The following is a 26,576-nucleotide window of genomic DNA, read 5'->3' as shown; positions in this document are numbered from 1 at the left end:
TTGCAACTGGTACGAAATCAATCGGCTCCACTATCTCTTCCGATCTCGCAGCCCGCACTGTCGTAACTTACTAAGTCGTCTGGATCGACGCTTAGGGCATCGATCTGACACGCAAGATCTTAGAACCGCGCCCTTTCGGCGCGGTTTTTATACATTTAGGCCCCCCACCTGTTGCCCCTCATCTGGCGACAGTGAGATGTCAAACGATTGGCCCAGAGATGGCAACAAAGATGCCCTATTGGGATTTTGTTATACAAAAACAGTGGAATCCCAGCTGTTGACGTGCGAAAACCACGAATTCGCCACATTCAACAGTCATTTTCGAACGAAGAGCAGAAGGCCTAGATAAAAGGTCAGAGGCAAGAGGATGTGAATATGCGTATTATCTTTGGATTTGTTTTGGTGGTTGGGATGGCTCTCGCGGGCTTTGCCGTTCACATGACGAAAGGCTACCTTTCAACCTATCAAGCGGATTTGGATCGCGAAAAAGCATTGCGCCAAAATATCGTGAAAACGGAAGAAATTTACATCGTGACTGCGAAAGTTGCTTACGGTGATCCCATTTTAGCCGAAGCGGTCACGCTGGCGAAATGGCCGGTGGAATTCATGCCCGAAGGCGTGTTTCGCACCGAAGAAGAATTGTTCCCGCAAGGGGCTGATGTCCCTCGGATTGCGTTACGCGCGATTGAACCGATGGAACCGCTTTTGGGCATCAAAGTGACAGAGCCCGGCGCCGATGCCGGTGTGGCCTCGCGTCTGAGCAAAGGCATGCGCGCCTTCGCCATCCGTGTGGACGTGTCCACGGGTGTGTCCGGGTTCTTGCGTCCAGGTGATAAAGTTGACGTCTATTGGACAGGTAGCTTACCGGGACAGCAAGAAGGTGAAGTCACCAAATTAATCGAATCCTCTGTGCCGCTTGTGGCGATTGACCAAATGGCCGATGGCGAGCGGTCTTCGCCCACCATCGCGCGCACTGTGACCGTCGAAATCACGCCGCAACAGGTTGCCGCTTTGGCGCAAGCTCAGTCTTCCGGTCGATTGTCCTTGTCCCTTGTTGGACGCGGTGACGAAACCGTTATCGGTGGTGTTGAGATCGATCAGCAGACACTTTTGGGCATAGAAGCCGCGGCGCAAATTGCCGCCGCCCCCGAGGTACGCATTTGCACAGTGCGCACCCGTAAAGGGGCCGAACTCATCGAAATGCCGATCCCTTGTAGCAAATAAAACACGGAAGAACGCGGCATTCGCCCCGTTCCAACGGCATATCGAAACGTTTTGAACAGGCGGCATCCAATGAAAGGTGTCGCCTTTTTCAATGACTTGCCTGATATGCAGAGCATTTGACGCACAGCGGCCTGTGACTTGTCCACATCACCAAAACCAGCCAAGCGATTGATTCTTGCAAATAAACTGGTTTTGAGCCATGGTAAACGCAATCGGGTCGTTAGAACCCAAATCTAGAGGCGTGATCATTTCAGAGGCAGGTCACATGAAAATGATGAATATACTTAAGGCAGCCCTATTGGGGTGCGCCGCAGCAACCATGGTGCCACAGGCGGCATTTGCAGATAAACTTCGGGTTATGACCGGTTCGCCTTCTGGGGCGCTAAACGTTCCGATGAACCGCGCGGTGGTCGTCGAAAGTGACGAACCCTTTGCGGAAATTTCGGTGGCCAACGCCGAGATTGCGGATATTTCGACACTGTCTGACAGATCAATCTATGTGCTTGGGCGCACGCCTGGCGTGACGACGATGACCCTTTTGGCCCCTGATGGATCTTTGATCACCAACGTTCAAATTCAGGTCACACCCGACATTTCAGAATTCAAAGAACGTCTGCGCCAGATCATGCCGGACGAGGCCATCGAAGTGCGCACTGCCAACGATGGTATCGTTTTGTCGGGGGTAGTGAAATCTGTCACCTCGATGGAACGCGCGGTTGAGCTGGCCAATCGCTACGCCCCAGATCGTGTGTCCAACCTGCTGAACATCGGCGGCACGCAACAGGTGATGTTGAAAGTGCGCTTTGCTGAAATGTCGCGCTCTGTTTCGAAAAACTTCTCTGGCTCTTTGGCGCTCAGCAGTGGCAGCCTGAGCGGCGAAACGGGAACCTTTCTACAGGGTGACAACTCTCTCAGCAGTGACACACTGGAGGTCGATGACGACTCTGTTGGCGCTTTGCTGCTCGGCGCATCTGTTGGCGGCATGGAAATCGGTATTTTGCTCGAAGCGATGGAAAGCAAAGGCATGGTGCGCACCCTGTCTGAACCAAACCTCACCGCCCTGTCCGGTCAACAAGCCAATTTTTTGGCTGGCGGCGAATACCCTATCCCTGTATCGACTGACGATGGCGTCACCATTGAATACAAACCCTTCGGCGTTGAACTTGAATTCATTCCGCGCGTCGTAAATGGCGATCAAATCAACCTTGAAATGAAAGCCGCTGTTTCAAGCGTGGATACCTCAGTGGATTATTCCATCGACGGCTTTTCGTTGAACGCCTTTAAACGCCGCGAAACATCAACAACTGTTGAAATGCGTGATGGGGAAAGTTTTGCCATTGCAGGACTTTTGGAAGATGACTTCGAAGATATTGCTGGCCAAGTGCCGTTTCTTGGCGACTTGCCGGTTCTGGGCGCGCTGTTTCGCTCATCAGATTATTCGCGTGACCAAACTGAACTCGTGATCATCGTGACACCGCATTTGGTGACCCCAACCAGCGGCATGGCTTTGGCATTGCCAACAGATCGCGTCAAAATCCCAACAGAATCAGAACTCTTTCTCTTCGGCAAAACCTTTAGTGACCCAGATCGTCCTACATCTGGTGCCGCCTCTGAAGTGGCCAAGCAAGACTTTTCCGGTTCTTACGGTTACGTGATGGAGTAAGATGATGAGCACAACATTAAAGCTAACATTGGCTGCAACCAGTTTTATCGCACTCACAGCCTGTTCCGACGCGCCTGTTTTTTCTTCATGGACCCAAGAAATGGGTGGTTTTGTGGATGATGGCACCTTTGGCAATGCGACCATGAACAACACTTTGGTTCAAACGGGCCAATTGAATTACGCGATTAATCTAAACGAACGCTTTGCTGCCGAAGTCGAAACCACCGTGAATTTTGAATTTAATTCTGCAATCTTGGATGGCCCCGCCCGCGCGATCATCCAAAAGCAAGCACGCTACATCGCTCAATTCCCCGAAGTGCGTTACCGCGTCTTTGGCCATACAGATTTGGTCGGCTCTGACGCCTACAACAAATCCCTTGGCATGCGCCGTGCACGGGCTGTTGTGGCTGAACTGGTGCGCAATGGGATTGATCGTTCTCGTCTTGAAGCGGTTATTTCCGAAGGCGAAACACGTCCTTTGGTGGCCACGACCACACCTGAGCGCCGCAATCGCCGCACTGTGACCGAAGTTTCTGGCTTTGTGCAAAACAATCCGATGGTTATTAACAGCAGTTACGCCGAAATCGTTCAACGCGAATACATCGAAAGTGCAGCAGCCGCCTCTGATTTGATTGAGTTTGGCGCGTCTGAGCTCGAAGAATAGCATTAGGTCAAAATAGCGGATTATTATGCTATTTTGGCCCTATTGTTGCCCACATTGCCCGTCACCTTAGACCCAATAGGAGCAGTTCGTCCGACACTGAGTCGGGTGACATGCGCTAGGGACCAAGGGGCGGGCTTTGTTATGAAAGCGATCCCCTTTGGCTTTGGCGCTCCAAGGTGAAAAGGACGCGGCAATGACGAGTGAAACTGCATTGCATACTGAACAAGACCAATTGGTAGCGTGTACAATCTCACGCGATGTTCAGAATTTCGATCTGTTGATCGAAGACATGGAGAACGAACTGGGAGAATCCTGGGGCGATCTTAGCTTTGAGGATGCGCGCCAGTTTTTCAGGCAGCCTGAATCTGGCGCTCTAAAGTTTGTGGCAGTGGCCATTGATCAACAAGATGAAAGCATGCTTGCGGTCATTGCGGATCTGATCAAGTCGGCCAAGGTGCAGAATGTTAAGGTCATTTTGATTGCAGACGAGGTCAGCCCCATGGCGCTGCACCAATTGCTGCAACTTGGGGCCGAAGACTTTATCCCCTACCCTTTGCCTGAGAACGCATTGGCCGAGGCCATCGCACGCCTTGACGCGCCCAAAAAGGCTCTCGCTACAGACTTTTTTGATATCAGTGCAAATAAAACACGCGCTGCCAATGGAGTTGTCTTGCCCGTGCAAGCCGTGTCAGGGGGCGCAGGCGCGACAACTTTGGCGGTGAACTTGGCGTGGGAACTTGCTCATGTTGAGAAAACCGAGCCACAACCGCGCGTGTTGTTGATGGATTTGAACCTGCAATTCGGGTCAGTTTCGACCTATCTTGATTTGCCGCGCCGTGAGGCTGTCTATGAGCTATTGTCATCGACAGAGCATATGGATGACGAAGCGTTTAAATCAGCCCTGACCAACTTTAACGATCGAATTTCGGTGCTCACTGCACCAGCTGATTTGCTGCCGCTCGACTTCATTGAAACCGAGGACCTAGAGCGCATCATGGAAATGGCGCGTCACCATTTTGATTACGTGGTTCTCGATATGCCTTCGACGTTTGTGACTTGGTCCGAAGTGATTTTGAATCAAGCCGACATCATCTTTGCGCCCTTCGAGCTGGATATGCGGTCTGCCCAGAATATTTTGCGTCTCAGATCAGCATTGCGGGCGGAAGATTTGCCGTTTGAAAAGTACCGATTTTTGCTGAACCGCGCTCCCAAGGGCATGGATTTGTCAGCCAAATCAAGAATTAAGCGCATGTCCGAGAGTTTGGAAATCGCGATCGAGGTGCAACTGCCAGATGGTGGCAAGGCCGTACTGCAATCGAATGACCAGGGGCTTCCCTTGGGGATTGACGCAAGTAAAAATCCGTTGCGCAAAGAAATTCAAAAACTCGCCGCATCCATACATGCACGCCAAAGCGAAGAGATGAACGCAGCAGCACAATAAGACCTCGTAAGGGGCTTCAGGTTCAGGTTTAGGGGAAAACAGATGTTTTCGAGATACAAAAAAACAGACACAAAACAAGCGCGCGCCGTCACAGGTGCGCCGGTGAAAGATACACCTGCCCCCCAATCCTCTCAAGCTGCGGACTCGGCACCCAAGCCGAAAGCGACCGTGCACCGCCGTGACATCAAGCGCACCGAAATGATCGTGCTTGAAGAGAAAGATCGCAAACGCAAGGAACGCATTTCCGACATCAAAGTATCGATGCACCAACGCCTGCTTGAAGACTTGAACTTGGCCGCCTTAGAAAGCGCCCCAGAAAAAGAACTTAAGCAAGAGATTGCTGCCATCACCACAGAATTCCTGAATGAAGAAGGCATGGTTCTGAACCGCGATGAGCGGATGATTTTGAACCAAGATTTGTACGATGAAGTCAAAGGCTTGGGCCCGCTAGAAACCCTGCTCAAAGACGACACCGTGAACGATATTTTGGTGAACGGTCCGAACCAGATTTTCGTGGAACGCGATGGTAAACTGATGCTGTCGGATGTGACGTTTAAGAACGAAAAGCATCTGTTGCGCATCATCGATAAAATCGTGTCTGCCGTTGGGCGTCGTGTCGATGAATCCAACCCTTACGTCGATGCGCGTCTCGCAGACGGGTCACGTTTCAACGCCATGGTGCCACCTGTCGCGGTGGACGGATCCTTGGTGTCTATTCGTAAGTTTAAAAAAGAAAAACTGGCGATTGACGATCTGGTTAAATTTGGCGCCTTCACCGAAGAAATGGCCGCCTATTTGCAAGCCGCTGTGTCTACACGTCTCAACGTGATTGTGTCGGGCGGTACGGGCTCTGGCAAAACGACCACGCTCAATGCGCTGTCTTCTTTCATTGCCGATGACGAACGTATTTTGACCATCGAGGACACGGCCGAGCTTCAACTGCAACAAACCCACGTGGGTCGGATGGAAAGTCGTCCAGCCAACGTCGAGGGCAAAGGTGCTGTGACCCAGCGCGATTGTTTGAAAAACGCACTGCGGATGCGCCCTGACCGCATCATTGTTGGGGAAACCCGCGGCGAAGAGGTGATCGACATGCTACAAGCCATGAACACCGGTCACGATGGGTCGATGACCACAATTCACGCCAACTCGGCGCGCGATGGTGTGTCTCGTCTGGAAAACATGGTCGCCATGGCCGGGATCGAGATGCCCCTCAAAGCTGTGCGCAGTCAGATTTCAAGCGCGGTGAACCTGATCGTGCAGGCCTCGCGGTTGCAAGACGGGTCGCGTCGCATGGTCTCGATCACTGAGATCACCGGTATGGAAGGCGACGTCATTTCGATGCAAGAAGTCTTCCGTTACCAACGCACGGGGCTAACGCCTGACAATAAAATCATCGGTCACTTCACAGCGACCGGCGTGCGCAGCCATTTTTCCGAGCGGTTCAAAATGTGGGGCTATGATTTGCCAGCTTCACTGTTCGAACCTACGAAACCGCATTAAGGACACGGACCCGTCATGACCATTTCAGCTGATCTCATCATCTACGTCATCGTCTTTATTGCCGTGCTTTTGCTGGTCGAAGGCATTTATCTTACGGTGTTCGGTAAATCCATCTCGCTCAACAGCAAGGTAAACCGTCGCTTTGAAATGTTGGAAAAGGGGGGCAACCGCGAAGAGGTGCTCAACCAGCTGCGCAAAGAAATGGGTCAGCACCTTAAATCACGTCAAGTGCCGCTGTATTCCATTCTCGCCGAAAAAGCGCAAAAAGCGAATATCGCCTTTTCTCCGGTACAACTTATTGGAATCATGGGGCTTTTGGCGATGATTGCCTTTATCGGCCTGACCGTTGGCACAGGGACATCCGCGCCACTGCGTGCTGGCATCTCTTTCGCTATCGGCATCGCAGCTGTCTTTGTTTGGATCAGCAACAAAGCCAAAAAGCGGATGTCGATGATCGAAGAACAACTGCCAGAGGCCGTCGAATTGATGGTGCGTTCTTTGCGGGTGGGTCACCCGTTTTCCAGCGCTTTGACCATTGTGTCCAAAGAGGTGCCTGACCCGCTTGGCACTGAGATGGGCGTTATCGCCGATGAATCCGCTTATGGGCGAGACGTGGGTGAAGCGTTGAAAGACATGGCCGAACGCTTAGACATGCAAGACATGCGGTTTTTGGCCGTGGCCGTGGCGATCCAACAGCAATCTGGTGGTAACTTGGCCGAAGTTTTGGATGGTTTGTCCAAGGTTATTCGCTCGCGGTTCAAACTGTTTCGCCGCGTGAAAGCAATCACGGCTGAGGCAAAATGGTCTGGCATGTTTTTGTCGTTGTTCCCTCTTGGGTGTTTGTTGCTCATCACCGTGACCAAACCAAACTACTACGACACCGTGAAAGATACCTCTGCGTTTATTCCGGCTTGTCTTGTGGTCGCTGGCTTTCTGGTCGCCAATATTTTCATCATGCGCTCCCTCGTCGATATCAAAGTCTAGGCGAGAAAAGGACACATCATGTTAGAATTTTTCACAGCTATTTTTGGCGAACAACTTGGCCCTTTTGGACCAGTGATCATCATAGGCGTGCTGGGCACCGTTTTGGTGTTGTTTGCTGCCCCCGCCCTGTTGAAAAAACGCAACGACCCGTTGGATCGGTTGCGAGCGCAAGTGCGCGGTGACGCGAAAGCCACCCAAACCAAAAATGGCAAATCAGCTAAGCTGCGTCAGGCCCAAAAGAAAGACAAGCTTGAGAAATACGCAGATTTCCTAGAGCCACAGGACGAAGAAGAATATTCTGCCGTTCAATTGAAACTGATCCAAGCGGGGTATCGCGGCAAAAACGCGGTGCGTATGTACAACTTTACGCAATTTGTGTTGGGTCTTGGGCTTTTGGCCGTCGGCGTGATGTTGGCCTTGGTCAAAAGCGGCAACGCCGAAGTGACAACACAGTCCATGATCTTGACCGTTTTGGTACCCGCAGGCATCGGCTATATGGCCCCAAAATACTGGGTCACGCGCCGCGTGGCAGCCCGCAAAGAAGAGATCACCAACGGCTTTCCTGACGCGCTCGATTTGATGCTGGTCTGTGTGGAAGCGGGACAATCGCTTGACCAATCCATCATCCGTGTGGCGCGCGAAATACGCGCAGGCTTTCCCGCATTGGCCGATGAATTTGAAATCGTCAGCTACGAGATCAAAGCCGGTAAGGACAAGATCAGCGTCTTGCGCGATATGTCAGAGCGTGCGGGCGTGGCCGATGTGGCGTCTTTCGTGACCGTGCTTATTCAATCGCAGTCTTTTGGTACCTCTATCGCCGACGCGTTGCGGATTTATGCCTCTGAGATGCGCGACAAACGTGTGATGCGTGCCGAAGAAAAGGCCAACACTTTGCCCACAAAAATGACCTTGGCGACCATGATGTTGACCGTTCCACCGCTTTTGATCATTTTGATCGGTCCATCTGTTTATGACATCGTTACCTTGCTGAAGAATTTCTAAGCCTCTACATAACGTATAGGGTAGACCCAAGCCACAGCCCCTATACGCCCTATATGTAAAGGCCCCAAAGACATGTATCTACGCCAAGACACCTCTTCCCCAAAGTTGGTACTGCGCAGGGTCATGTTGGCAAGTTTGGCCCTAGCCGTTTTGACGGCCTGCAATGATCCCAACACACTGTCCCCGCTCAAAGAGGGCGGCATATACGCACCGACAGGTGTCAAGGCGAATGCCCCGTCCGAAGACGGGCTGATCGTCGGTCACAGATTGATGGCCTCTGGCGAATACGAGCTGGCCTTGCGCGCTTACTTGCGCGCAGCTGGTGATCGTGGGCTTGATGTCGATGTCATGTCGGCTATTGGGTCTGCCAACCTCAAACTGGGACGTTTGGGCCAAGCCGAAAAAATCCTGCGACGCGCCGTGAAAGCAGACGAAACCTTTGTGCCCGCTTGGAACAATTTGGGCGTTGTTTTGATGGAGCAACGCAATTTCGGCGAAGCAGAGCGCGTCTTCCACACAGCCTTTGCCCTTGATAGTGGCCAATCTGCCGAGATTCGTGACAATTTGCGCTTGGCGCTCGCCAAATTGAAAAATCCTGATACAATTCTGGAGAATGAGAATGATTTTACCTTGGTGCGTCGAGGAACAGGGGACTACCTGATCTTGGCACGCTAATCGGACCTCGGGAATAACCCGGCGGCGGTGGTTTCAAGTTATACGATTTGCGTATGATTTTGAAAAAACCGGATGCAAAAAGGCCGATATCGGGTGAAAAGAGCAGTCAAAAGAGGTGGCAGGCACCATGCGCAAAGTGATTTTAACTTCGCTGACCCTTTCGGGCGCGATGATTTTGACCGGTTGTGGTCAATCCGATTTCGGTGACGTAGAGCGGGCGAGTACGTCAGTGAACGTGATCGACGAAAACAACCTCAACGATGTGATGTTAACGGCCACAGACCCCACCGAGTCCGTGTCTTACTTTACCCGCGCCGTGGCTGGCGCCCCGGGCCGTATCGATCTGATGCGCGGACTGGCCAAATCTTTGGTGCGTGCGCGCAACATCACTGCGGGCGTTCAAGCCTGGAGGAACGTTGCCAAACACGCAGACGCCACCAGCAGCGATCGTGTGGATTACGCGGATGCGCTGATCCGTGCTGGCGACTGGAAAGAGGCCCAAGCCCAACTGAACCTCGTCCCGCCGACCCATGAGACGTATAAACGCTACCGTTTGGAAGCGATGGTCGCCGACAGCAATCAAGACTGGAAGAAAGCCGACAGTTTTTACGAGACGGCCGTTGGCCTGACCACAAAACCGTCATCTGTGCTCAACAATTGGGGCTATTCCAAATTGACCCGCGGCGAATTTAGCTCGGCTGAACGGTTGTTCGCAGAAGCCATCACCTATGACTCTGGCTTGTTCACCGCGAAAAACAACCTTGTGTTGTCGCGCGGTGCCCAAGGCAAATACGAATTGCCCGTGGTCAGCATGACCCAAATCGAACGCGCTCACCTTCTTTACACGATGGGACTGTCTGCTGTGAAATCAGGCGATATCACCATCGGCAAAGGGTTGATCAAAGAAGCCATCGACACCCATCCACAGCATTTTGAAATAGCCGTGCGGTCCCTGCGCGCGCTAGAATCCAACGTCACAAACTGATGCTGAGCCTTGATGCTACGGCGGCCTTGTGGATTTTAATTTTCACGACGCCGTTGTCTTTTCTGGCCGCGTTCAATGACTTGGCTCGGATGAAATTGCCCAATGCCATCGTGATGGCATTGGCTGCTGTCTATATCGTCCTTGGACCGTTTTTGTTCGACTGGCCAACCTATTTTTGGGGCTTTGCCCATGGGGTCGTGATGTATTTTGTGGGCATGTTCGCCTATGCCTTTCTGGGTGTGGGCGGGGGCGATGGCAAATATGCGGCCGCCGTAGCGATGTTTATTCCCACCAATGATGCGCGGTTTGTCGTGCCATTGTTTTGCGCCTATTTGATCGGGGCTTTTGTCACTCATCGCCTGTTTCGCGCTGTGCCTGCCGTGCGCAGATCGACGCAAACTTGGGTCTCATGGGGGCATAAAAAGTTTCCCGTCGGGCTGGCGCTGGCGGGCACCTTTACCACCTATTTCGGACTCGCAGCTTTCGGCCCATAAAGCGCGCTACGCCGTATTAAACACTCAAAACGCCGCGCTCATTGCGCGGCGTTTTTGTTTGAGCATCCAAGCGAAAGGGCACCAAGGTGCCCACCTTTGTCAGACCTATTTTTCAGCCTTTTTAATCGGATAGACCCACATCACCTCATCGCGGATCGGTCTGCTCAGCACCAAACCAGCGTTTTCAAGAGCTGCAAGCGCTGTTTGTTGTGACCTCACATCGATGGGGCACAGTGGGATTACGATGGCATCCGCATTCTCAATCCCTGGCGTGCCAGAATAGTACCACGGCGCCCCCCCTTTGAGCGGCGCAAACCCGCCTTCGATTGAAATGATCGTCGCCACATCCGTGATAAAGAACTGCGATTGCGGAGCAAAATTGAACGGCGCATCCTGCAAGCGATCTGCCATATAGCGGTGCAAAACGGCATCGCCGGACTGCACCTGGCAGCGTGGCAATTCTTCGCCCAAGAACATCACAGGGGCATCCATTGGCGCGCCATAAGACGACAAATCCGGCACCCGCAACACCATCGGCGTCGTCTCGTTCACCTTGGTCACGCGGTCCGCATAGACCCATACATCATGGGCTTTTGGCGGCGTTTTCAACTGCACTTGATAGTCGTCCTCAACCTCACTGAAGTGACGCATCGGACTGGTGATCATATTTTGAAACGATGGTGCGATCAAAGCAAAGCTGACCAGAGCCAAAGCGGCGCAGGCATTGCGGGCATCGGCGTTAAAAATAACGCGCGTGCTTCGCAAAGGGCGATGGGCCAGCAAAAAGACACACAAGAACAGCAACCACTTAGGATCATTGCCAAAGTTTTGATAGGTCACATAGATGAACCCAGGCGCCAGCAACAAAAGCACCAGTCCTGCCCGCCCTTGACGCCCTTGGCGCAACACGATGATGCTTAAGACCAGAACAAGCGTCCCGATCAAAAATCGTGGACCGTTGAGCACTTCGACAAAATCAGCGCCCGGAGCGGCACGGGTGGGCGATTGCGCCACAGACAACAGGTCGTTGATATAGGCGAAGTAGAAATCCACACCAAATCCTACGGCGACCAGCAACGCCACGACACCGCCAGACAGCAGCCCGAACACCAAGGACAGCCATGCGCCACGTAAGGCCAATGCGGCAACAATCGGCACCAAAAAGGCGATGAAGTAGGTGGGCTTCAACAACGCAAGAGCCGCCAACAGAACGCCAATAATCAGCCCATCCAGACGGGGACGTAATGTTCCTTCATGTGCAGGGATCGTCGCTAAAAAGATCGCAACGAACGACATCGCCCACGCCCAGCGGTTGTAATACATTGACGCAGACGTCGAGGCCACATCTTCTCCGTGCACCAGTGACAAAACGATGGTCATCACAATTAAACCAAAGGCCCAAGCGCCAAACCCCGACAGGCGTGACACGGCAACGCGGGTCACCATGGGCGCCAAAAGCACCGCAATCAATATCTGCGCCGCGACAAAGCTTTGCCCGAACCCAAGCCCAAATATGCTGAATAAGGTGATGGGGTAGAACGCGACAATCCCCAGAGGGGTCGATATGTCTTTGTGCAGCACATAACCTGCGTCGATGCGCAGCAAAATATCTAACAAATGGGCGACATCGCCTTCATAGCGATCCACGAACAGCCCCCCTTTGGCCAAGGCAACGCCCCCCAAAAGACCGATAATCCCTATCAAAAAAAGCGCATAGCGCATGCCGGAAATTTTGCTCATCACTGCCTCTTGTCACTTTTTTCAAAGATTAGGCTCAATCGCGACGGTTTGCAAAGAATTGCGCTGTAAATTCTTGGCGTGAGGCGTCAGGCTGGCTACACTGTGCCAAAGACGTGTGTCCTGCGAGCATTCGCCGAAATAGCGCACCGGAAGAGGACGAGACAGATGAATATGGACGTAACCCCCAACGTGGTCGCACCGCCCCTGCCCCGCACTGTTGCCGACACGGGTCTGGGCGTCGTGATGATGCGCGATATCCTGTTGAAAACGATGTTTCGCACCAACCAAGAACAGGTATCGAACCTGTCTAGAACCCTCTGTTTGCCCGTGAATGTCACCCAAGAATTGGTCGATATGGTCCGCGAGCAAGGCTTGGTCGAAGCGACAGGCACTTTGGCGGCAGGTCAAGGCTCTGAAATGGGGTTCCGCCTGTCGGATACGGGCAAAGCGCGCGCGCTCGATGCTTTGTCGCAATCTGAATACTATGGCCCGATGCCGATCCCGCTGGATATTTATGCCGAACAGGTGAAACGCCAATCGGTGCGCAATATGCGCATCACGCGTCAGGCCTTGATCGATTCCATGGGCCATTTGATTTTGCCGTCAGATTTGCTGGACCAGCTCGGCCCTGCTGTGGGCGCAGGGCGTTCTATCTTGATGTACGGACCGCCCGGCAATGGTAAATCGTCGATCTCGAACGGCATTCGTGATGCCTTGGGCGATCTGATTTATGTGCCCCGCGCCATCGATTATCATGGTCAGGTGATCACAGTCTACGACCCGATCATCCACACAATCCGCGAAGAAACCGAAGACAATGCGTCGCAATTGCGCCGCTCTGCCAATCGTTTTGATCGTCGCTATGTGCGCATTCAACGCCCCACTGTGGTCACCGGTGGTGAGTTGACGCTCGACATGCTGGATCTGGTCTACAACCCCACCGCGCGCACCTATCAAGCGCCGCTTCAGTTGAAATCCAATGGCGGGATTTTCATCGTCGATGACCTTGGTCGCCAAGAAGAGCCACCGCAAAAGCTGATCAACAGGTGGATTGTTCCGCTTGAGGAAAACAAAGACATTTTGGCGCTGCAATCGGGTGAGAAATTCGAAGTGCCTTTTGACACTTTGGTGATTTTCTCGACCAACTTTCACCCCAATGAGATCTTCGATAAAGCGGCTTTGCGGCGGATTTTCTACAAGATCAAAATCGATGGTCCTGATCAACAAGGGTTCTTGAAAATCTTCGCGATGATGGCGCGCAAGAAAAAGATGCCGTTGGACGAGGCGTCCTTGGTTTATCTGCTGAAAGTAAAATATCCAACGATTGGCAGCGTGTACGCCAACTACCAGCCGATATTCTTGATCGATCAAATGATCGCCATCTGTGAATTCGAAGGCGCACCATATCACATGACGCCTGACCTGATTGATCGCGCTTGGGCCAATATGTTCGTGGCTGAAAGCACGTTTGATCACTAGGGAGCAATTAGAAACGCTTGTCCTATCGTTAAACGAAGGGTGATCTCGGACCAAAAGACCCAAACGGCACAGACTTCGCTTGTGCAGCTGTCAGCTTTGAACCCGTGTTGACAATTTGCTGCGTTGCGACGATTTAGGCTTAATTGTTATGCAAGATCGTGAGTTGAAGACATGAAAACCTCTGCCAACCGTACTTTTGGTGTTTTAGGGCTGGGAAATTTTGGCAGTACCGTCGCAAAAGAATTGCAACGGTTTGGCAATCACGTCATTGGTGCCGATATATCCGAAGCAAGTGTTATGAGCCTTGCCGACACGCTCTCACAAGCCATGATCGTTGATGCGCGCGATGATGCTGCTTTACGAGAAGCGGGCTTCGGTGATTGTGATGTGGCCGTCGTTGCTATCGGCGATGATCTGGAAGCCAGCATTCTTGCGACGATCAACCTTAAACTTGTCGGAGTTCCGGTTGTATGGGCCAAAGCGACGAGCAAGACGCACCACCGCATTCTAAATAAACTCGGTGTAGACAGGGTCATTCATCCAGAAGTGGAAGTCGGCCAACATATTGCACAGGTTTTGCACAACCCTCTGGTGCGTGACTATGTCAGTTTGGGTAATGGCTATCACGTTGTGAATTTCCGCATCCCTGAGAGCCTTGAAGGAAAAAGTCTGCAAGATCTGCCGCATGGCGAGAAGTTCAATTTGCGTTGCATCGGGGTCATGCGCGGAACTGAATTCGTCGGGCAAGACGCGACAGGGTGTCAATTGGCACGCGATGACCTGCTGCTGCTGCTCGGCCAACGCAAAGACCTGCGCAACTTTGCTGCCAGCCTTTAGCCATGGTATTCCGGCCTTTAGAAATGGTGAGACGGTTCACCACCGTTCGCATGCCGCCGCCAGCGGTGCTCGTCATTTTTTACGTCGCATTTATTATTTTGGGTGCGATCCTGCTGTGGCTGCCAATCTCGCATTATGGTGACATCGGACTGGGCGAAGCGCTGTTTACATCAACCTCTGCTGTGACCGTGACAGGCCTTGTGCTTGCCGATACGGGAGCCGCCTTCACAGGCTTCGGGCAGGCTGTCATCGCCGCGTTGATCCAATTGGGCGGGTTGGGCTTGATGACGTTTGCTGTGCTACTGCTTGGGGCGCTTGGCATTCCGGTGGGCATGCCGCAACGGTTGATCCTGCGCGAAGACCTGAACCAGACATCGCTGTCGAATCTCACCTATCTTGCGCGCATCATTTTTATGATTGCCCTTGTTTGTGAAGCGAGCGGTGCCGCGTTGCTGGCCTTTGTCTTTGTTCCGGAATTCGGCTGGGGAGGCATATGGCAGGCGATTTTCCATTCGATTTCGGCCTTCAACAACGCGGGCTTTGCGCTTCACCCTGACAGTCTCTCGCACTGGGTGGGCAACCCGATGGTCAACATCGTGATACCGGCTCTTTTCATTCTGGGAGGGCTCGGGTTCATTGTCATGGGGGACATCTATCAGAAACGCCAGTGGCGCAAACTCACACTGCATTCCAAACTGATGCTGCTCGGGACCGCTGTTCTAATCGTATGGGGCAGCGTCATGTTCGGCCTTCTCGAATGGACAAACCCCGACACCTTGGGCCAGTTGAGCACCGGTGACAAACTATGGGCAAGCTGGTTTCAAGGCGTCACGCCGCGCACAGCGGGGTTCAATACGATCAACACCGGCGGAATGCATGACAGCGCGACGATGCTGACGATGACGCTTATGCTGGTTGGAGGCGGCAGCACATCGACCGCGGGAGGAATCAAAGTGACGACCCTTTGTGTTTTGTTGCTTGCGACGGCAGCGTTTTTTAGACGCCAAACGACTTTGCACGCATTCGGCCGTTCTTTGGGGGTCAATGAGGTCATGAAGGTCTTGGCGCTCACAACCAGTTCCATGCTTTTGGTCCTGACGGGCATTTTTGTGGCCTCGATCAATCACGACGGCAAGTTCGTTGATCTTGCGTTTGAAGTCACATCAGCATTCGGGACAGTGGGCCTGTCGCGTGGCACGACTGGAGAGCTTGATGGTATCGGCAGGGCCATCATCATGGCGATGATGTTCATCGGTCGGGTTGGCCCTCTAACTATAGGATTTTTCCTCGCCTCCCGCAGTGTGCCAAGGGTAAAATACCCTGCAGGGCAAGTATATCTTGGATAGCCACAATGCTATATTAGACGAACGCCAGCTTAGCTGAATAGATCAACAGATCGAAGGACAGCTTTGTCTACAAAAGCGGCCATACCCTTGAAACGTGTTTCGTCTGTGCATGTCGGTTCGATTTTTGCCTATTGCAATTGAGATCACGAAGATCTGCTTTGCGCCCTAAAACACGGCAAAAGTTTTGTCTTTCCAACAGTCTTATCTAACGTCATCCTGCCCTTTAGGGAGGACTTCACATGACTAAAATAGGATTGGCCGGCGTGGGCCGTATGGGCAGTGGGATGCTGACCAATATGCGCAAAGGCGGGATTGACGCAGAGGGCTTTGACATTCGTCCCGCCAGCGATTTTGGCAATCTGCCGGTGAGCAATAATGCGGATGCTTTTGCGCAAGGCCTGACAACGCTGATCACCGTCGTGCGCGACACCGCGCAAACCGACGAGGTGCTGTTTGGCCCCCAAGGGTTCGTGCTGCGTGCCACTGAACTGGACACGATCATAGTCTCGTCAACCTTGTCGCCAAAGTATGTCCGCGCCTTGCGAGACCGCGTTCCTGAGCATATCAATCTGATCGACGCGCCGATGTCTGGCGCGCAAGTGGGCGCGATTGAGGGCACGCTGGCCTTTATGGTTGGTGGCAAAGACGCGCCTGTCGCGGCGGCTTGGCCCTTGTTTGAGGCCATGGGCAGCAATATCCACCGCATGGGCGGCTTTGGTGATGGCATTCAAACCAAAGTGTTGAACAATCTGCTATGTGCCTCGCACACCATCATGACGCGGTTGATTTTGGATTGGGCCAGTGATGCCGATTTGGATCACGACAAGCTTTTGGCGCTGGTGGACAAGGCAACGGGGCAAAACTGGTTCGCCTCGCGGTTCGAGCAAATCGAATTTGCCCGCCAAGGGTTCGAGCCAAGTAACACCATCGCGATTTTGGAAAAAGACGTGGCAGCCGCTTTGGACGCAGCCCCTGAGGGTGCGGACACCGCCCTGCCCGAGTTGTTGAAACAGATGTTACACGATCTGGACCCGATGGATTAACGCGCGCCGAACCCGCCGTCACGACGCGCCTTAACTGCAGTCTGCAGTACAGTCAAAAAGCCCGCGCGAGGATCCTCAGCGCGGGCTTTTCGATGCGTTTGCGACAGGTTTAGGCTGCTTTAAGCTGCTGCTTTAAGCTGTCAGACCCTCTGGTTCGGCCAGACCGTTGGCGCGGCAGCAAGCCGTGACAGTATTGGCCAGCAAGCAAGCGATGGTCATCGGGCCAACGCCACCTGGCACAGGCGTGATGGCGCCCGCAACCTCAGATGCAGAGGCGTAATCGACATCGCCCACAAGACGGGTTTTGCCCTCACCACGCTCAGGCGCATCAATGCGATTGATGCCCACGTCAATCACCACGGCACCCGGTTTGATCCAGTCGCCTTTGACCATTTCCGCACGACCCACGGCGGCCACAACGATGTCAGCGCCGCGCACGACCTCTTCGATATTCTTGGTGCGTGAATGGGCGATGGTGACGGTGGCGCTGTCGCGCAGCAACAATTGCGCCACTGGCTTGCCAACCAAATTGGACCGCCCAATGACGACAGCGTTTTTGCCAGACAAAGACCCAAGCTGATCACGCAAAAGCATCAAGCAGCCCAGCGGCGTGCAGCTGACCATGGCGCGTTGACCACTGGCCAAAAGGCCTGCGTTCAAAACATGCAAGCCGTCGACGTCTTTGGCGGGATCAATGCGGGCCACGATATCGCGCTCTGACAAATGGTCTGGCACGGGGAACTGGCACAGAATGCCGTGCACCGCAGGATCGGCGTTCAGCTGATCGATCAGCGCGTAAAGATCGGCCTCGGAGGTGTCTGCTGGCAGTTTGTGCTCGTAAGAATTCATGCCGACTTCAACAGTCGATTTATTCTTGTTGCGCACGTAGACTTCGGAGGCAGGATCAGCGCCCACCAAAATAACAGCCAAACCCGGCGTGATACCCTGTTCTTCTTTCAAGCGCGCCACATGGGCCGCGATGGTTTCGCGCATTGAAGCGGCAAAGGCTTTTCCGTCAATTCGGGTGGCTGTCATGCTGTGTCTCCTTTGGACATGGCCTGCTCTTCGCGAGCGATCATGTTATCAATCATCAGACGCCACATGTCTGCGGCGGTTTGCGCATCAAACCCTTCGCGTATCGCAAGCGCACGCACGTTGTCCACCACCTCGTTGACGCGGTCTTCAATGCGCGCAGGCAGACCCACGGCAGGTTTGATTTCGGCAGCGCGATCGATGTGACTTTGGCGGATCGACAACAGGCGGATCAGTTCAAGATCAAGGTGATCAATCTGGGCGCGCAGGTCGGCCATCGTGTCGATGTCTTTTGGATGTCTAAGCGTCATATCAGGTCCTCTTATCCGCGCTTTAGCATGTGGCGCGCGTTGAGGAAAGAGGCCGCAAAGCCGCGGTTAAGATAGCGTTCTCTCAACAGGCTGTGCGATTTTGCGTTTTTGCAATTATCGGTCTGCGCGATTTGGGGCCTGCATGACTTCGCTGTGCGCGACGCACAAAAAAAACCGCGCCCTAAGGCACGGTTTTCTAGATCATATGTCAAAGCAGATTACTCTGGTTTGTCCGTATCAGAGGCACCCGCGTCAGAACCATCCGTATCCGGCGTGTCTGATTTCGGCGCATCCAATTTACGTTTGCGCGTTTTTGGCACCGCCATCAAAGACGGTTTGTCTTTGTCGACGTCATCGTCTGCGTTCTCATCTACGTGGGGTGATTCACCTTTCATCACGCGTTTGAGTTCTGCACCTGTGAGTGTCTCATATTCCAGCAACCCTTGGGCCAGACGTTCAAATTCCTCGTTGTTTTCCTTGAGGATTTTGTAAGCCCATTCATAACCAGCTTGGATGAAGTCTTTGACTTCTTGCTCGACCATTTCTTTGGTCGCAGCCGACATAGAGAACCCACCAGCGCCGCCGCTGTAGCCTTCATGCGCTTCCGAATAGTCGATATTGCCGACCTTGTCGGACATGCCCCAACGCAGGATCATCGCCCGCGCCAAACCTGACGCTTGTTGGATATCACCCGCAGGACCGTTGGACACTTGTTCCGCGCCGTATTTGATAATCTCAGCCGCTTTGCCCGCCATGGTCATCGCCAAGCGCTGGTGGCACTCGTCTTTGAACATGTTCAAGCGGTCCATTTCAGGCAGGCTCATCACCATACCCAAGGCAGAGCCGCGTGGAATAATAGTCGCTTTGTAAACTGGATCACATTTCGGCAAGGTGATGCCAACAATGGCGTGGCCCGCTTCGTGATATGCTGTCATTTCTTTTTGCTCAGGCGTCATCACCATGGAGCGACGTTCAGCACCCATCATGACTTTGTCTTTGGCAGATTCGAAATCGACCATGGTCACAACATTGCGTCCGATACGGGCAGCCATCAAAGCCGCCTCGTTCACAAGGTTGGCCAGATCCGCACCCGAAAAGCCCGGTGTGCCGCGCGCGATGATGCGCAGATCAACTGCAGGTCCAAGCGGGATTTTACGCGCATGCACGCCCAAAATTTTCTCGCGGCCTTTGATGTCTGGGTTTGGCACAGTGACCTGACGGTCAAAACGACCGGGGCGCAGCAAAGCCGGATCAAGTACATCACGACGGTTGGTCGCGGCGACGATGATCACGCCTTCATTGGCTTCAAAACCATCCATTTCAACCAGCAATTGGTTGAGCGTTTGTTCGCGCTCGTCATTACCGCCACCGTGGCCCGCACCACGGGCACGGCCCACCGCGTCGATTTCATCGATAAAGACGATACACGGCGCGTTTTTCTTAGCTTGCTCAAACATGTCACGCACACGAGAGGCACCAACGCCGACGAACATTTCAACGAAATCAGAACCGGAAATGGTGAAGAACGGGACACCAGCTTCGCCCGCAATCGCGCGCGCCAGCAAGGTTTTACCCGTGCCAGGAGGGCCGACAAGCAAAGCGCCTTTTGGAATTTTGCCGCCAAGACGCGAATACTTTTGTGGGTTGCGCAGGAATTCTACGATTTCTTCAAGTTCTTCTTTGGCCTCGTCGATGCCCGCGACGTCGTCAAAGGTCACGCGTCCGGCTTTTTCGGTCAGCAGCTTGGCTTTGGATTTGCCAAAGCCCATCGCACCGCCTTTGCCGCCGCCTTGCATGCGGTTCATAAAGAAGATCCAGACCCCGATGATCAAGACGAAGGGCAAAAAGGTAATCAACAAAGATGTCAAACCGCTTTGCTTTTGCGCCTTGCCTTGGACGTTCACGCCCTTGTCGACCAAGGTGCGCGCCAAATCTGCGTCACCTGGGTTGATCGCGTAGCGTTCGGAGCCATCCGACAGCGTGTAGCTGACTTTCTCGCCATTGATATAGGCCGAGGTGACAGCGCCAGAATCCACGCTGGTCATAAATTCGGAATAATTAGATTCGTTCGTCGCCATAGATGTTTGATTGCCACCGATGACGTTGAACAACGCCACCACCAACATCAAAAGCACCAACCAAAAGGCGAGATTTCGTGCATTACCCAAGACAGGTCTCCTCGAAAATTCAGACTCAGCGCGACGGCACTGAGCGGTTCCCCTTAAAATAGGGATCAATGGGGTAAGTTCAATGCGATAAAAGCGATGTGAACACGTGACCGCGTGGATGGATCAATTTTGCATGGATAGATTGCGGGACAAGCCCCGCAGGATGGCTTGGCTTAGCCAAGGGTGCACAGATCAAGTCATCGCCCGAAAACACCGCAGGCGTGGACTTTAAGCTCTCTCTGGGCAATCCGCCATCTGTGCGCGCGCCCAGTTTTTGTAGTCCATCATCGCCCAAAGCCCGCACGATCAAGCCATCCGTTTTGTCGCAGGTTATCTGCCAGCGACTGTCCCAAGTGCCGTTTGGAACGCTGACTTTGTCTTGAACAGCCGAAAATTCACGACACAAGCGCAGTGTTTGCGCGTTCCCGATCAAGCGCACCCCATGCAGAGTCGCGTGTTGACCGCGCAGCATCGCGGACATGAATTCTTGCAATTTCAATCCGCGCGGGCCGTAATCACTTGAAGACATCCACTTGAGCGCATGGGACACAAGGCGGCGATTGATCTCAGGTGAAGCGTCAGAAAAACGTTTGCGATCAAAGATCAGATCGCCATTATCCTCAGTCATGCAGTCAATCGCGTGATCATGGGTGGTGACATCTAGCACAGAGCGCACTTGCGACAGATGATCCATCACCCGCCCCACAACATGGGCGTCGATGCCCAAATCTGTAAGGGCAGCCATGGCTTTGCGCGCCTTCACGCGGTCAAAGGCTTCGTCATCATTGCTGGGATCATCAACCCACGGTTGGCGCAGATCGCGCAGATATTGACGCAGCTCGAACCGTTCTTGCATCAACAAAGGCCGCACCCATGTGATGTCGTCCGACTGCCGGCGTCGTTGCATCCCCGTGAGACCGTCAATTCCAGAGGCGCGCGCCAGACGCATGAAAAAGGTCTCGGCCTGATCATCGGCGGTGTGCCCCAGTGCGATGGTGTCGATGTTGTTGTCTTTGGCCCAATCGGCCATCAAGCCATAGCGCGCACGACGGGCGGCATCTTGCAGATTGCCTGCACCACTCCAGCCCGTCCAATTCAACGTGGTATGTTTGATTTTAAGGCTCTCGCAGGTCTCGGCCACAAATTCAGCCTCGCGGGCGGCATCGGCGCGCAAGCCATGATTGACCGTGACCGCAGACAGGCGCACCCGTTGGTCTTTGCCCCAATCGGCCATCAAGCGCAGCAAGGCCATGGAATCCCCACCGCCAGACACAGCAATACCAACATGACTGGGCTTCTCGAAGGTGAAAGCGGAGGCGAAAAAATGTTTTAGCATCGCGCTATGAGTGTCGGTTTGGGCCATAAAAACGCTATGCAATCACATCAATCAAGGGACCAAGCGGCGCACCGCATGATCGGAAAATTTGGTTTTGAGCGCTACTGACACCCAAGTGTTTGACGCATACTTTGCGCCTCATTTGCCTCGGATGATCCCGGGAAGCGACTGCCAACTTCTGCCAACATCACACAACCTTTGTCCACATGGCCCAAAGCCGCCATCGAGCCGCCAAGGCGCAACAAAGCGGCAGGGGCGCGAACGCCCTCGGGCGAGATGTTGAAACTGTCCAGATACGCCCGCGCCGCCTCTGTGGTTTGCCCCAATTTGCTTAAAGCTTCGCCGCGCATGAAATGGGCTTCGCTGGTCAAAAATCCGCCGGTGTAATTTTGTGCGAAGGTGCCAAAGGCTGATGCGGCGACATCATAAGAGCCCGCCTCATAGGCGGCTTGTGCTGCGTCAAAATCGGCTTGCTCGGCTTCGGCCAATTGACCACCGCCGCCGTCCATCGGTGCCTCAGTCCCCGGCCCCACCGCAACAAAGTCGCTGGCCCCACTTGAAGGTTCGGCCCCGCCAAGCGGTTCCAAAACCGGTAGGTTGGCGATATCACAACCCGTTTCCATATCGCAGACGCGGAAATTCAGATCATCAAGTTGACGCGTACCATCGGCAACAATACGGTCGATACGAAACTCAAGCTGTTCCATTTTAGCGGTCAGTCTCGTCAGACTGCTTTCCATCAAATCCACGCGTTCAAGCGTCGATGCCCCACCAAAGGCGGTGTTCGGCGCGCCTGTGGTGGACAGTTCGCGTTTGAGTTTGAGCAGCTCCACGGACAAAACAGCGGCCTCTTGACGGATATCCGCCAAGGTCTGCGCATCTTGTGCGGCGGCACCCTGCACGCCCGTGCCAAAGCCCAGACCTACACTTAGGCCAAACATAACCACAGTCGTCATCAAAATGCGTTTCATACTGCCACCTTTGCCCAGTTTCTTGCGCCCAGATCGGGCCTTAGCTTACGCCAGCGCCCGCCGCCAAAACAGTCACAGCGCGACGGTTTTGTGCATAGCAGCTTTCGTTGGAACACACTTCGATTGGACGCTCTTTGCCGTAAGTGATCGGTTTGAGACGCGCTGGGTTCACCCCTTGGGAAATCAAGAAATCTTGCACTGCGGCGGCACGACGACTGCCAAGCGCCAAGTTGTAATCGCGTGTACCCTGCTCGTCCGCGTGACCTTCAATGATCGCGGTGTATTCTGGATTGGCCAGCAACCACTGTGCTTGCTGCGCCAATTGACCGCGCGCGCTGTCTGTCAATGTGGACTGATCCACAAGGAACAACACACGGTCGCCAATGGTTTGGTTGAAATACGCGGTCGAGGTCGGATCATTGATAGACCCCGCGATGATGCCGCCATTCGCGCCCGCGGCGCCCGTACCTGCGCCACCCGCACCAAAGCGATCAGGGTTGGTACAAGCAGTCAGCGCCAGTGCGGACATCAAAACAAAAGCTGCCACGCGGGGGCTTTTGTGCAATTTTTGGGAAAGAATCTGTGTCATTTGTTCATCCTTTGCGGAATTTATCTCTGCTCATTTTCGGCAAGTATAGCACCCTGCAAACCCTTTGGGGAGTGGGGTCTGTTCACTATTTCAACAGTGGCGACCATGCAGGGTCAGAGGCGCCAGAATTGGTCGGCACGCGACGCAAATTGCGACCAGAAATGTCCACGGAATACAACGCAGATTCCCCTGTGGCCCCTTGCGTTTCACGGGTGAACATAATCACGCGTCCATTGGGCGACCAAGATGGCCCCTCGTCCAAGAATGACGCGGTCAACAAGCGCTCCTCGGACCCATCCGTGCGCATCACCCCGATATGAAACCGCCCGTTGGCTTGCTTGGTAAAGGCGATCAAGTCTCCGCGCGGCGACCACACAGGCGTGCCGTAGCGCCCTTGGCCAAAGGAAATGCGTTTCGCATCGCCGCCCGCCGCATCCATGATGTAAATCTGCTGCGTGCCAGAGCGGTCACTTTCAAAGACGATCTTTGATCCATCTGGCGAAAACGACGGTGCGGTTTCAATCGCAGGCGTATTGGTCAAGCGCGCCACCTGCCCTGACGCGATGTCCATGCGGTACAGATCAGTGTTGGCCCCAGTGGATACAGAATAGACAACAGAGCGACCGTCAGGGGAAAAACGCGGCGCGAACGACATGCTTTCTGTGGGCACAGGCAATTGCCGACGGGTCACGGTGCCCACGTCCAGCATCATGATCTGCGGAAAACCACTTTCATAAGATGTGTACAAAACGCGGTCGCCTGTGGGCGAAAAGCGCGGCGCCAAAACGATGGCCGAAGCATCCGTGAGATATTGCACATTCGCGCCATCATAATCCATCACCGCCAAGCGTTTTTCGCGAGCTTGCTTTGATCCGGCCTCGGACACGAACACCACGCGGCTGTCGAAATACGCGCCCTCGCCCGTGATCCGGCTGTAGACCACGTCGGCCACTTTATGCGCGATGCGACGCCAGCTGTTGGTAGATCCCCCCAACTGCAAGCCAGAGCCAAGTTGCCCATCGTTGAACACATCAAATACGCGGAACTTCACCGACAGATTGCCGCCCGCATCCACGGATACCGCACCTGTGACCAGCCCTTGTACGTTGATCGCTTTCCAATCGGCGTATTGCACGGGACTCTCGAATGAGGTCACTTTGGAAATATAAGCACTGTCAGGCACTTCGCGGAACAGGCCTGTCCCCACAAGGTCAGCGGCGATAACGTCAGATATTTGCTTTGCAAATTCAGCCGCTTGCGCCGTTTCCGCGATAAAGTCAGGCACAGCCACAGGCAAAGGTTCGATCACACCTTGGGTGATTTCTATCTTGAGCGGGCCTTGGTCTTGGGCGGTCAGTGGTGCTGCAAACCCAAACATATAGGCTGCAGTCAGGGTCGTCGCAGCCAAGCAACGGACATAAGCTGAAAGATGGATCATTTGAACCTCATTTGTTCAGGGTCGAAGCTAAGTTCGATCTCGCGCCACTCGTCGAATTTTTCGACGGGAAGCTGGAAGCCACGCTTACCGCAGATGATAATCGCGCGGCGCGCGGTTTGAAAGGCTTGCTCGGCAGAGGCATTTGAGCCTCCAGACGATCCAAGCAGTTTGATAGACCCCACGATGGGCGTGCCATTTTGGTTCATCGACACACCAACAGTCACTTTCGTGCGCTGTGCTTCGGTCGACATAGAACCGGTATTCCAACATTGTTGAACGGCCACACGCAGCGCGTCTTTTTCGCCCGCGCTCATCGGCGGACCGGTGGGACGACGAGGGGCTGCGGGTGTTTGGGATGTGGATTCTGCGACCAAAGCCGATGCCGCATCTGCGGCGGCATCACTGTTGGTTTGTGTGGCTTGGGCATTGGCCTGCGCAGTCGCTTGCGCTGCAGCCTCGGCCTTTTTCAAAGCAGCCTGCGCCAAAACCGCTTGAGGGCGCGCTTTAGGTCGTGGCGATGCGGTTAGGCCTGACGGCTTTTCCGCCTCGGTCACAATTTCTGTCACCGCTTCTTGCGGGGCAGCGGCGGGTTGATCGGGCACAGGCTCTGCTGCGGCTGTTGCATCGGGTGACACTTCGGGAATGACTTGATCGGCAATATCAGGTGTGCGTTCAGGATTGACCACAGCCTCAGGTGCTATGCGCGGCACAGGGCGCGGCGTCGGGCGTTGATCTGGAATATCAGGCAAACCAGCACCGGTGTCCTCAACCGAAATCTCTGGCTCAACAACTGGGCTTGGCGGCGTTGGATCGACCGCGGCAGGCGGCGCGATCGGTTCCACTGGCGCAGGCGCGGGTTCGGATAGGGTCGGCTGCGTTGGCGCAACAGGTTCCGAGGTGTCTGGCGGGGCTTGCTCTGGATTTAACAAAGCAGCGGTGTCCACTGCGGGCGCTGTGATTTCGGGGGCCTCAACGGGCACTTCGGGGGCGGTCTCAACACGGCTTAGGGCTGCGAAATCGGATTCAGAGATCAAAGATACTTCTTGCGTTTGCACAGGTTCACTGTCGTTCGGATTGAGAAAAAATCCCCCCAACAAGACATAGGCAATGAACCCAAAATGAGCCCCTGCAGAAATATATTGACCGGTGTTCACGCAGCAGACCCTCAGTTGCCCGTGCTGGCAGATGTGCCATCAAGACGTGGCCCACCCTGTTCGGTCACAAGGCCGATGTTGCGAAACCCGCCCGCATTGAGCGCGCCCATGACTTGGACAACTTTCTCATAAGGAATAGACCCGTCGGCGCGCAAAAACACTTTGTCATCGCTGCGTTCAGCGGCAATGGCTTGCAACTTGGTGACCAACTCGTCTTGGTTTTCCTCGTTGTTCATCAACAAGACACGACCATCAGCTGTCAGCGTGATCGACAGTGGGTCTTCGGAGTCTTGCGGCAAGGCTGTGGCGGCGGTTTCTGGCAACTCGACAGGCACGCCCACGGTCATCATAGGAGCTGCGACCATAAAGATGATCAAAAGCACCAACATGACATCCACGAAAGGCGTGACGTTGATTTCGCTCATCGCTGCAGGTTGCCCGCGACGACGACGGCTGCGACCGCCGCCACTTTTACGTTTGACTACACCAGCGCCCAT

General features: G+C 54.0%; 24 protein-coding genes. 14 read left to right on the top strand and 10 right to left on the bottom strand.

Features of this window, described 5'->3' with window-relative positions:
• The first annotated feature begins 375 nt into the window (after nucleotides 1-375).
• The 10 genes from cpaB to WNY38_RS15000 all read left to right on the top strand — a co-directional run bounded on the left by cpaB (nucleotide 376) and on the right by WNY38_RS15000 (nucleotide 10,635).
• Complete coding sequence (cpaB, locus tag WNY38_RS15045; RefSeq protein WP_342858178.1) at nucleotides 376-1,224, top strand: Flp pilus assembly protein CpaB; 849 nt, start codon at nucleotides 376-378, stop codon at nucleotides 1,222-1,224.
• A gap of 265 nt (nucleotides 1,225-1,489) precedes the next feature.
• Nucleotides 1,490-2,887, top strand: coding sequence for a type II and III secretion system protein family protein (locus tag WNY38_RS15040; protein WP_342858177.1), 1,398 nt, complete (start codon nucleotides 1,490-1,492; stop codon nucleotides 2,885-2,887).
• Between the two features lie 4 nt (nucleotides 2,888-2,891).
• On the top strand, nucleotides 2,892-3,551 hold the full coding sequence (locus WNY38_RS15035; protein WP_342858176.1) for an OmpA family protein: 660 nt from the start codon (nucleotides 2,892-2,894) through the stop codon (nucleotides 3,549-3,551).
• Nucleotides 3,552-3,744: 193 nt separating this feature from the next.
• Entirely contained in the window at nucleotides 3,745-4,992 is a 1,248-nt protein-coding gene (locus WNY38_RS15030) for an AAA family ATPase (protein WP_342858175.1), read from the top strand.
• Between the two features lie 42 nt (nucleotides 4,993-5,034).
• The gene (locus tag WNY38_RS15025; RefSeq protein WP_342858174.1) at nucleotides 5,035-6,495 is read left to right on the top strand and encodes a CpaF family protein; all 1,461 of its coding nucleotides are present in this window, start codon (nucleotides 5,035-5,037) and stop codon (nucleotides 6,493-6,495) included.
• Nucleotides 6,496-6,510: 15 nt separating this feature from the next.
• Nucleotides 6,511-7,479, top strand: a complete 969-nt coding sequence (locus tag WNY38_RS15020; RefSeq protein WP_342858173.1) for a type II secretion system F family protein — start codon at nucleotides 6,511-6,513, stop codon at nucleotides 7,477-7,479.
• Between the two features lie 18 nt (nucleotides 7,480-7,497).
• Nucleotides 7,498-8,481: a type II secretion system F family protein gene (locus WNY38_RS15015; protein WP_342858172.1), complete on the top strand. Its 984-nt coding sequence runs from the start codon at nucleotides 7,498-7,500 to the stop codon at nucleotides 8,479-8,481.
• A gap of 72 nt (nucleotides 8,482-8,553) precedes the next feature.
• Nucleotides 8,554-9,156, top strand: a complete 603-nt coding sequence (locus WNY38_RS15010; RefSeq protein ID WP_342858171.1) for a tetratricopeptide repeat protein — start codon at nucleotides 8,554-8,556, stop codon at nucleotides 9,154-9,156.
• Nucleotides 9,157-9,283: 127 nt separating this feature from the next.
• Nucleotides 9,284-10,141, top strand: a complete 858-nt coding sequence (locus WNY38_RS15005) for a hypothetical protein (protein ID WP_342858170.1) — start codon at nucleotides 9,284-9,286, stop codon at nucleotides 10,139-10,141.
• The gene (locus WNY38_RS15000; protein WP_342858169.1) at nucleotides 10,141-10,635 is read left to right on the top strand and encodes a prepilin peptidase; all 495 of its coding nucleotides are present in this window, start codon (nucleotides 10,141-10,143) and stop codon (nucleotides 10,633-10,635) included. Before WNY38_RS15005 ends, WNY38_RS15000 begins: the two co-directional genes overlap by 1 nt.
• Before the next feature lie 105 nt (nucleotides 10,636-10,740).
• Here WNY38_RS15000 and WNY38_RS14995 read toward each other — a convergent pair whose 3' ends face one another.
• Nucleotides 10,741-12,375 (bottom strand): hypothetical protein, encoded by a 1,635-nt coding sequence (locus tag WNY38_RS14995; RefSeq protein ID WP_342858168.1) that lies wholly within the window; start codon nucleotides 12,373-12,375, stop codon nucleotides 10,741-10,743.
• Nucleotides 12,376-12,540: 165 nt separating this feature from the next.
• Between WNY38_RS14995 and WNY38_RS14990 the strand changes: the two genes are divergently transcribed.
• The 4 genes from WNY38_RS14990 (at nucleotide 12,541) to WNY38_RS14975 (ending at nucleotide 17,080) form a co-directional block, all read left to right on the top strand.
• The gene (locus tag WNY38_RS14990; protein WP_342858167.1) at nucleotides 12,541-13,854 is read left to right on the top strand and encodes an ATPase; all 1,314 of its coding nucleotides are present in this window, start codon (nucleotides 12,541-12,543) and stop codon (nucleotides 13,852-13,854) included.
• Nucleotides 13,855-14,025: 171 nt separating this feature from the next.
• Complete coding sequence (locus WNY38_RS14985; protein ID WP_342858166.1) at nucleotides 14,026-14,691, top strand: TrkA family potassium uptake protein; 666 nt, start codon at nucleotides 14,026-14,028, stop codon at nucleotides 14,689-14,691.
• A 23-nt stretch (nucleotides 14,692-14,714) separates the two neighbouring features.
• Nucleotides 14,715-16,037, top strand: coding sequence for a potassium transporter TrkG (locus WNY38_RS14980; RefSeq protein WP_342858165.1), 1,323 nt, complete (start codon nucleotides 14,715-14,717; stop codon nucleotides 16,035-16,037).
• 239 nt (nucleotides 16,038-16,276) lie between these two features.
• The gene (locus WNY38_RS14975; RefSeq protein ID WP_342858164.1) at nucleotides 16,277-17,080 is read left to right on the top strand and encodes an NAD(P)-dependent oxidoreductase; all 804 of its coding nucleotides are present in this window, start codon (nucleotides 16,277-16,279) and stop codon (nucleotides 17,078-17,080) included.
• 132 nt (nucleotides 17,081-17,212) lie between these two features.
• Here WNY38_RS14975 and folD read toward each other — a convergent pair whose 3' ends face one another.
• From folD to tolR, 9 genes are all read right to left on the bottom strand, one after another.
• Complete coding sequence (gene folD / locus WNY38_RS14970) at nucleotides 17,213-18,115, bottom strand: bifunctional methylenetetrahydrofolate dehydrogenase/methenyltetrahydrofolate cyclohydrolase FolD (RefSeq protein WP_342858163.1); 903 nt, start codon at nucleotides 18,113-18,115, stop codon at nucleotides 17,213-17,215.
• Nucleotides 18,112-18,423 carry a chorismate mutase gene (locus WNY38_RS14965; protein WP_342858162.1) on the bottom strand — a complete coding sequence of 104 codons (312 nt, stop codon included), beginning with the start codon at nucleotides 18,421-18,423 and terminating at the stop codon, nucleotides 18,112-18,114. The genes folD and WNY38_RS14965 overlap by 4 nt, the downstream gene beginning before the upstream one ends.
• Nucleotides 18,424-18,641: 218 nt before the next feature.
• Nucleotides 18,642-20,591, bottom strand: coding sequence for an ATP-dependent zinc metalloprotease FtsH (gene ftsH / locus WNY38_RS14960; RefSeq protein ID WP_342858161.1), 1,950 nt, complete (start codon nucleotides 20,589-20,591; stop codon nucleotides 18,642-18,644).
• 79 nt (nucleotides 20,592-20,670) lie between these two features.
• The gene (tilS, locus tag WNY38_RS14955; protein ID WP_342858160.1) at nucleotides 20,671-21,954 is read right to left on the bottom strand and encodes a tRNA lysidine(34) synthetase TilS; all 1,284 of its coding nucleotides are present in this window, start codon (nucleotides 21,952-21,954) and stop codon (nucleotides 20,671-20,673) included.
• Nucleotides 21,955-22,028: 74 nt separating this feature from the next.
• Nucleotides 22,029-22,898, bottom strand: coding sequence for a tol-pal system protein YbgF (gene ybgF / locus WNY38_RS14950; protein WP_342858159.1), 870 nt, complete (start codon nucleotides 22,896-22,898; stop codon nucleotides 22,029-22,031).
• A 40-nt stretch (nucleotides 22,899-22,938) separates the two neighbouring features.
• The gene (pal, locus tag WNY38_RS14945) at nucleotides 22,939-23,487 is read right to left on the bottom strand and encodes a peptidoglycan-associated lipoprotein Pal (RefSeq protein ID WP_342858158.1); all 549 of its coding nucleotides are present in this window, start codon (nucleotides 23,485-23,487) and stop codon (nucleotides 22,939-22,941) included.
• Nucleotides 23,488-23,572: 85 nt separating this feature from the next.
• Nucleotides 23,573-24,865 (bottom strand): Tol-Pal system beta propeller repeat protein TolB, encoded by a 1,293-nt coding sequence (gene tolB, locus WNY38_RS14940; RefSeq protein ID WP_342858180.1) that lies wholly within the window; start codon nucleotides 24,863-24,865, stop codon nucleotides 23,573-23,575.
• Nucleotides 24,866-24,921: 56 nt separating this feature from the next.
• Nucleotides 24,922-26,079, bottom strand: coding sequence for an energy transducer TonB (locus tag WNY38_RS14935; protein ID WP_342858157.1), 1,158 nt, complete (start codon nucleotides 26,077-26,079; stop codon nucleotides 24,922-24,924).
• Between the two features lie 11 nt (nucleotides 26,080-26,090).
• Complete coding sequence (gene tolR, locus WNY38_RS14930) at nucleotides 26,091-26,576, bottom strand: protein TolR (RefSeq protein ID WP_342858156.1); 486 nt, start codon at nucleotides 26,574-26,576, stop codon at nucleotides 26,091-26,093.

This window comes from Pacificibacter sp. AS14 (genome assembly GCF_038899935.1).
GTDB lineage: Bacteria > Pseudomonadota > Alphaproteobacteria > Rhodobacterales > Rhodobacteraceae > Celeribacter.
Note: the sequence above shows the minus strand (reverse complement) of the source record. Positions and strands in the feature narration are given on the sequence as shown.

Coding starts and splice junctions, on each gene's coding strand:
- cpaB (WP_342858178.1), top strand. CDS start 376: ATGCGTATTATCTTTGGATTTGTTTTGGTGGTTGGGATGGCTCTCGCG.
- WNY38_RS15040 (WP_342858177.1), top strand. CDS start 1,490: ATGAAAATGATGAATATACTTAAGGCAGCCCTATTGGGGTGCGCCGCA.
- WNY38_RS15035 (WP_342858176.1), top strand. CDS start 2,892: ATGAGCACAACATTAAAGCTAACATTGGCTGCAACCAGTTTTATCGCA.
- WNY38_RS15030 (WP_342858175.1), top strand. CDS start 3,745: ATGACGAGTGAAACTGCATTGCATACTGAACAAGACCAATTGGTAGCG.
- WNY38_RS15025 (WP_342858174.1), top strand. CDS start 5,035: ATGTTTTCGAGATACAAAAAAACAGACACAAAACAAGCGCGCGCCGTC.
- WNY38_RS15020 (WP_342858173.1), top strand. CDS start 6,511: ATGACCATTTCAGCTGATCTCATCATCTACGTCATCGTCTTTATTGCC.
- WNY38_RS15015 (WP_342858172.1), top strand. CDS start 7,498: ATGTTAGAATTTTTCACAGCTATTTTTGGCGAACAACTTGGCCCTTTT.
- WNY38_RS15010 (WP_342858171.1), top strand. CDS start 8,554: ATGTATCTACGCCAAGACACCTCTTCCCCAAAGTTGGTACTGCGCAGG.
- WNY38_RS15005 (WP_342858170.1), top strand. CDS start 9,284: ATGCGCAAAGTGATTTTAACTTCGCTGACCCTTTCGGGCGCGATGATT.
- WNY38_RS15000 (WP_342858169.1), top strand. CDS start 10,141: ATGCTGAGCCTTGATGCTACGGCGGCCTTGTGGATTTTAATTTTCACG.
- WNY38_RS14995 (WP_342858168.1), bottom strand. CDS start 12,375: ATGAGCAAAATTTCCGGCATGCGCTATGCGCTTTTTTTGATAGGGATT.
- WNY38_RS14990 (WP_342858167.1), top strand. CDS start 12,541: ATGAATATGGACGTAACCCCCAACGTGGTCGCACCGCCCCTGCCCCGC.
- WNY38_RS14985 (WP_342858166.1), top strand. CDS start 14,026: ATGAAAACCTCTGCCAACCGTACTTTTGGTGTTTTAGGGCTGGGAAAT.
- WNY38_RS14980 (WP_342858165.1), top strand. CDS start 14,715: ATGGTGAGACGGTTCACCACCGTTCGCATGCCGCCGCCAGCGGTGCTC.
- WNY38_RS14975 (WP_342858164.1), top strand. CDS start 16,277: ATGACTAAAATAGGATTGGCCGGCGTGGGCCGTATGGGCAGTGGGATG.
- folD (WP_342858163.1), bottom strand. CDS start 18,115: ATGACAGCCACCCGAATTGACGGAAAAGCCTTTGCCGCTTCAATGCGC.
- WNY38_RS14965 (WP_342858162.1), bottom strand. CDS start 18,423: ATGACGCTTAGACATCCAAAAGACATCGACACGATGGCCGACCTGCGC.
- tilS (WP_342858160.1), bottom strand. CDS start 21,954: ATGGCCCAAACCGACACTCATAGCGCGATGCTAAAACATTTTTTCGCC.
- ybgF (WP_342858159.1), bottom strand. CDS start 22,898: ATGAAACGCATTTTGATGACGACTGTGGTTATGTTTGGCCTAAGTGTA.
- pal (WP_342858158.1), bottom strand. CDS start 23,487: ATGACACAGATTCTTTCCCAAAAATTGCACAAAAGCCCCCGCGTGGCA.
- tolB (WP_342858180.1), bottom strand. CDS start 24,865: ATGTTTGGGTTTGCAGCACCACTGACCGCCCAAGACCAAGGCCCGCTC.
- tolR (WP_342858156.1), bottom strand. CDS start 26,576: ATGGGCGCTGGTGTAGTCAAACGTAAAAGTGGCGGCGGTCGCAGCCGT.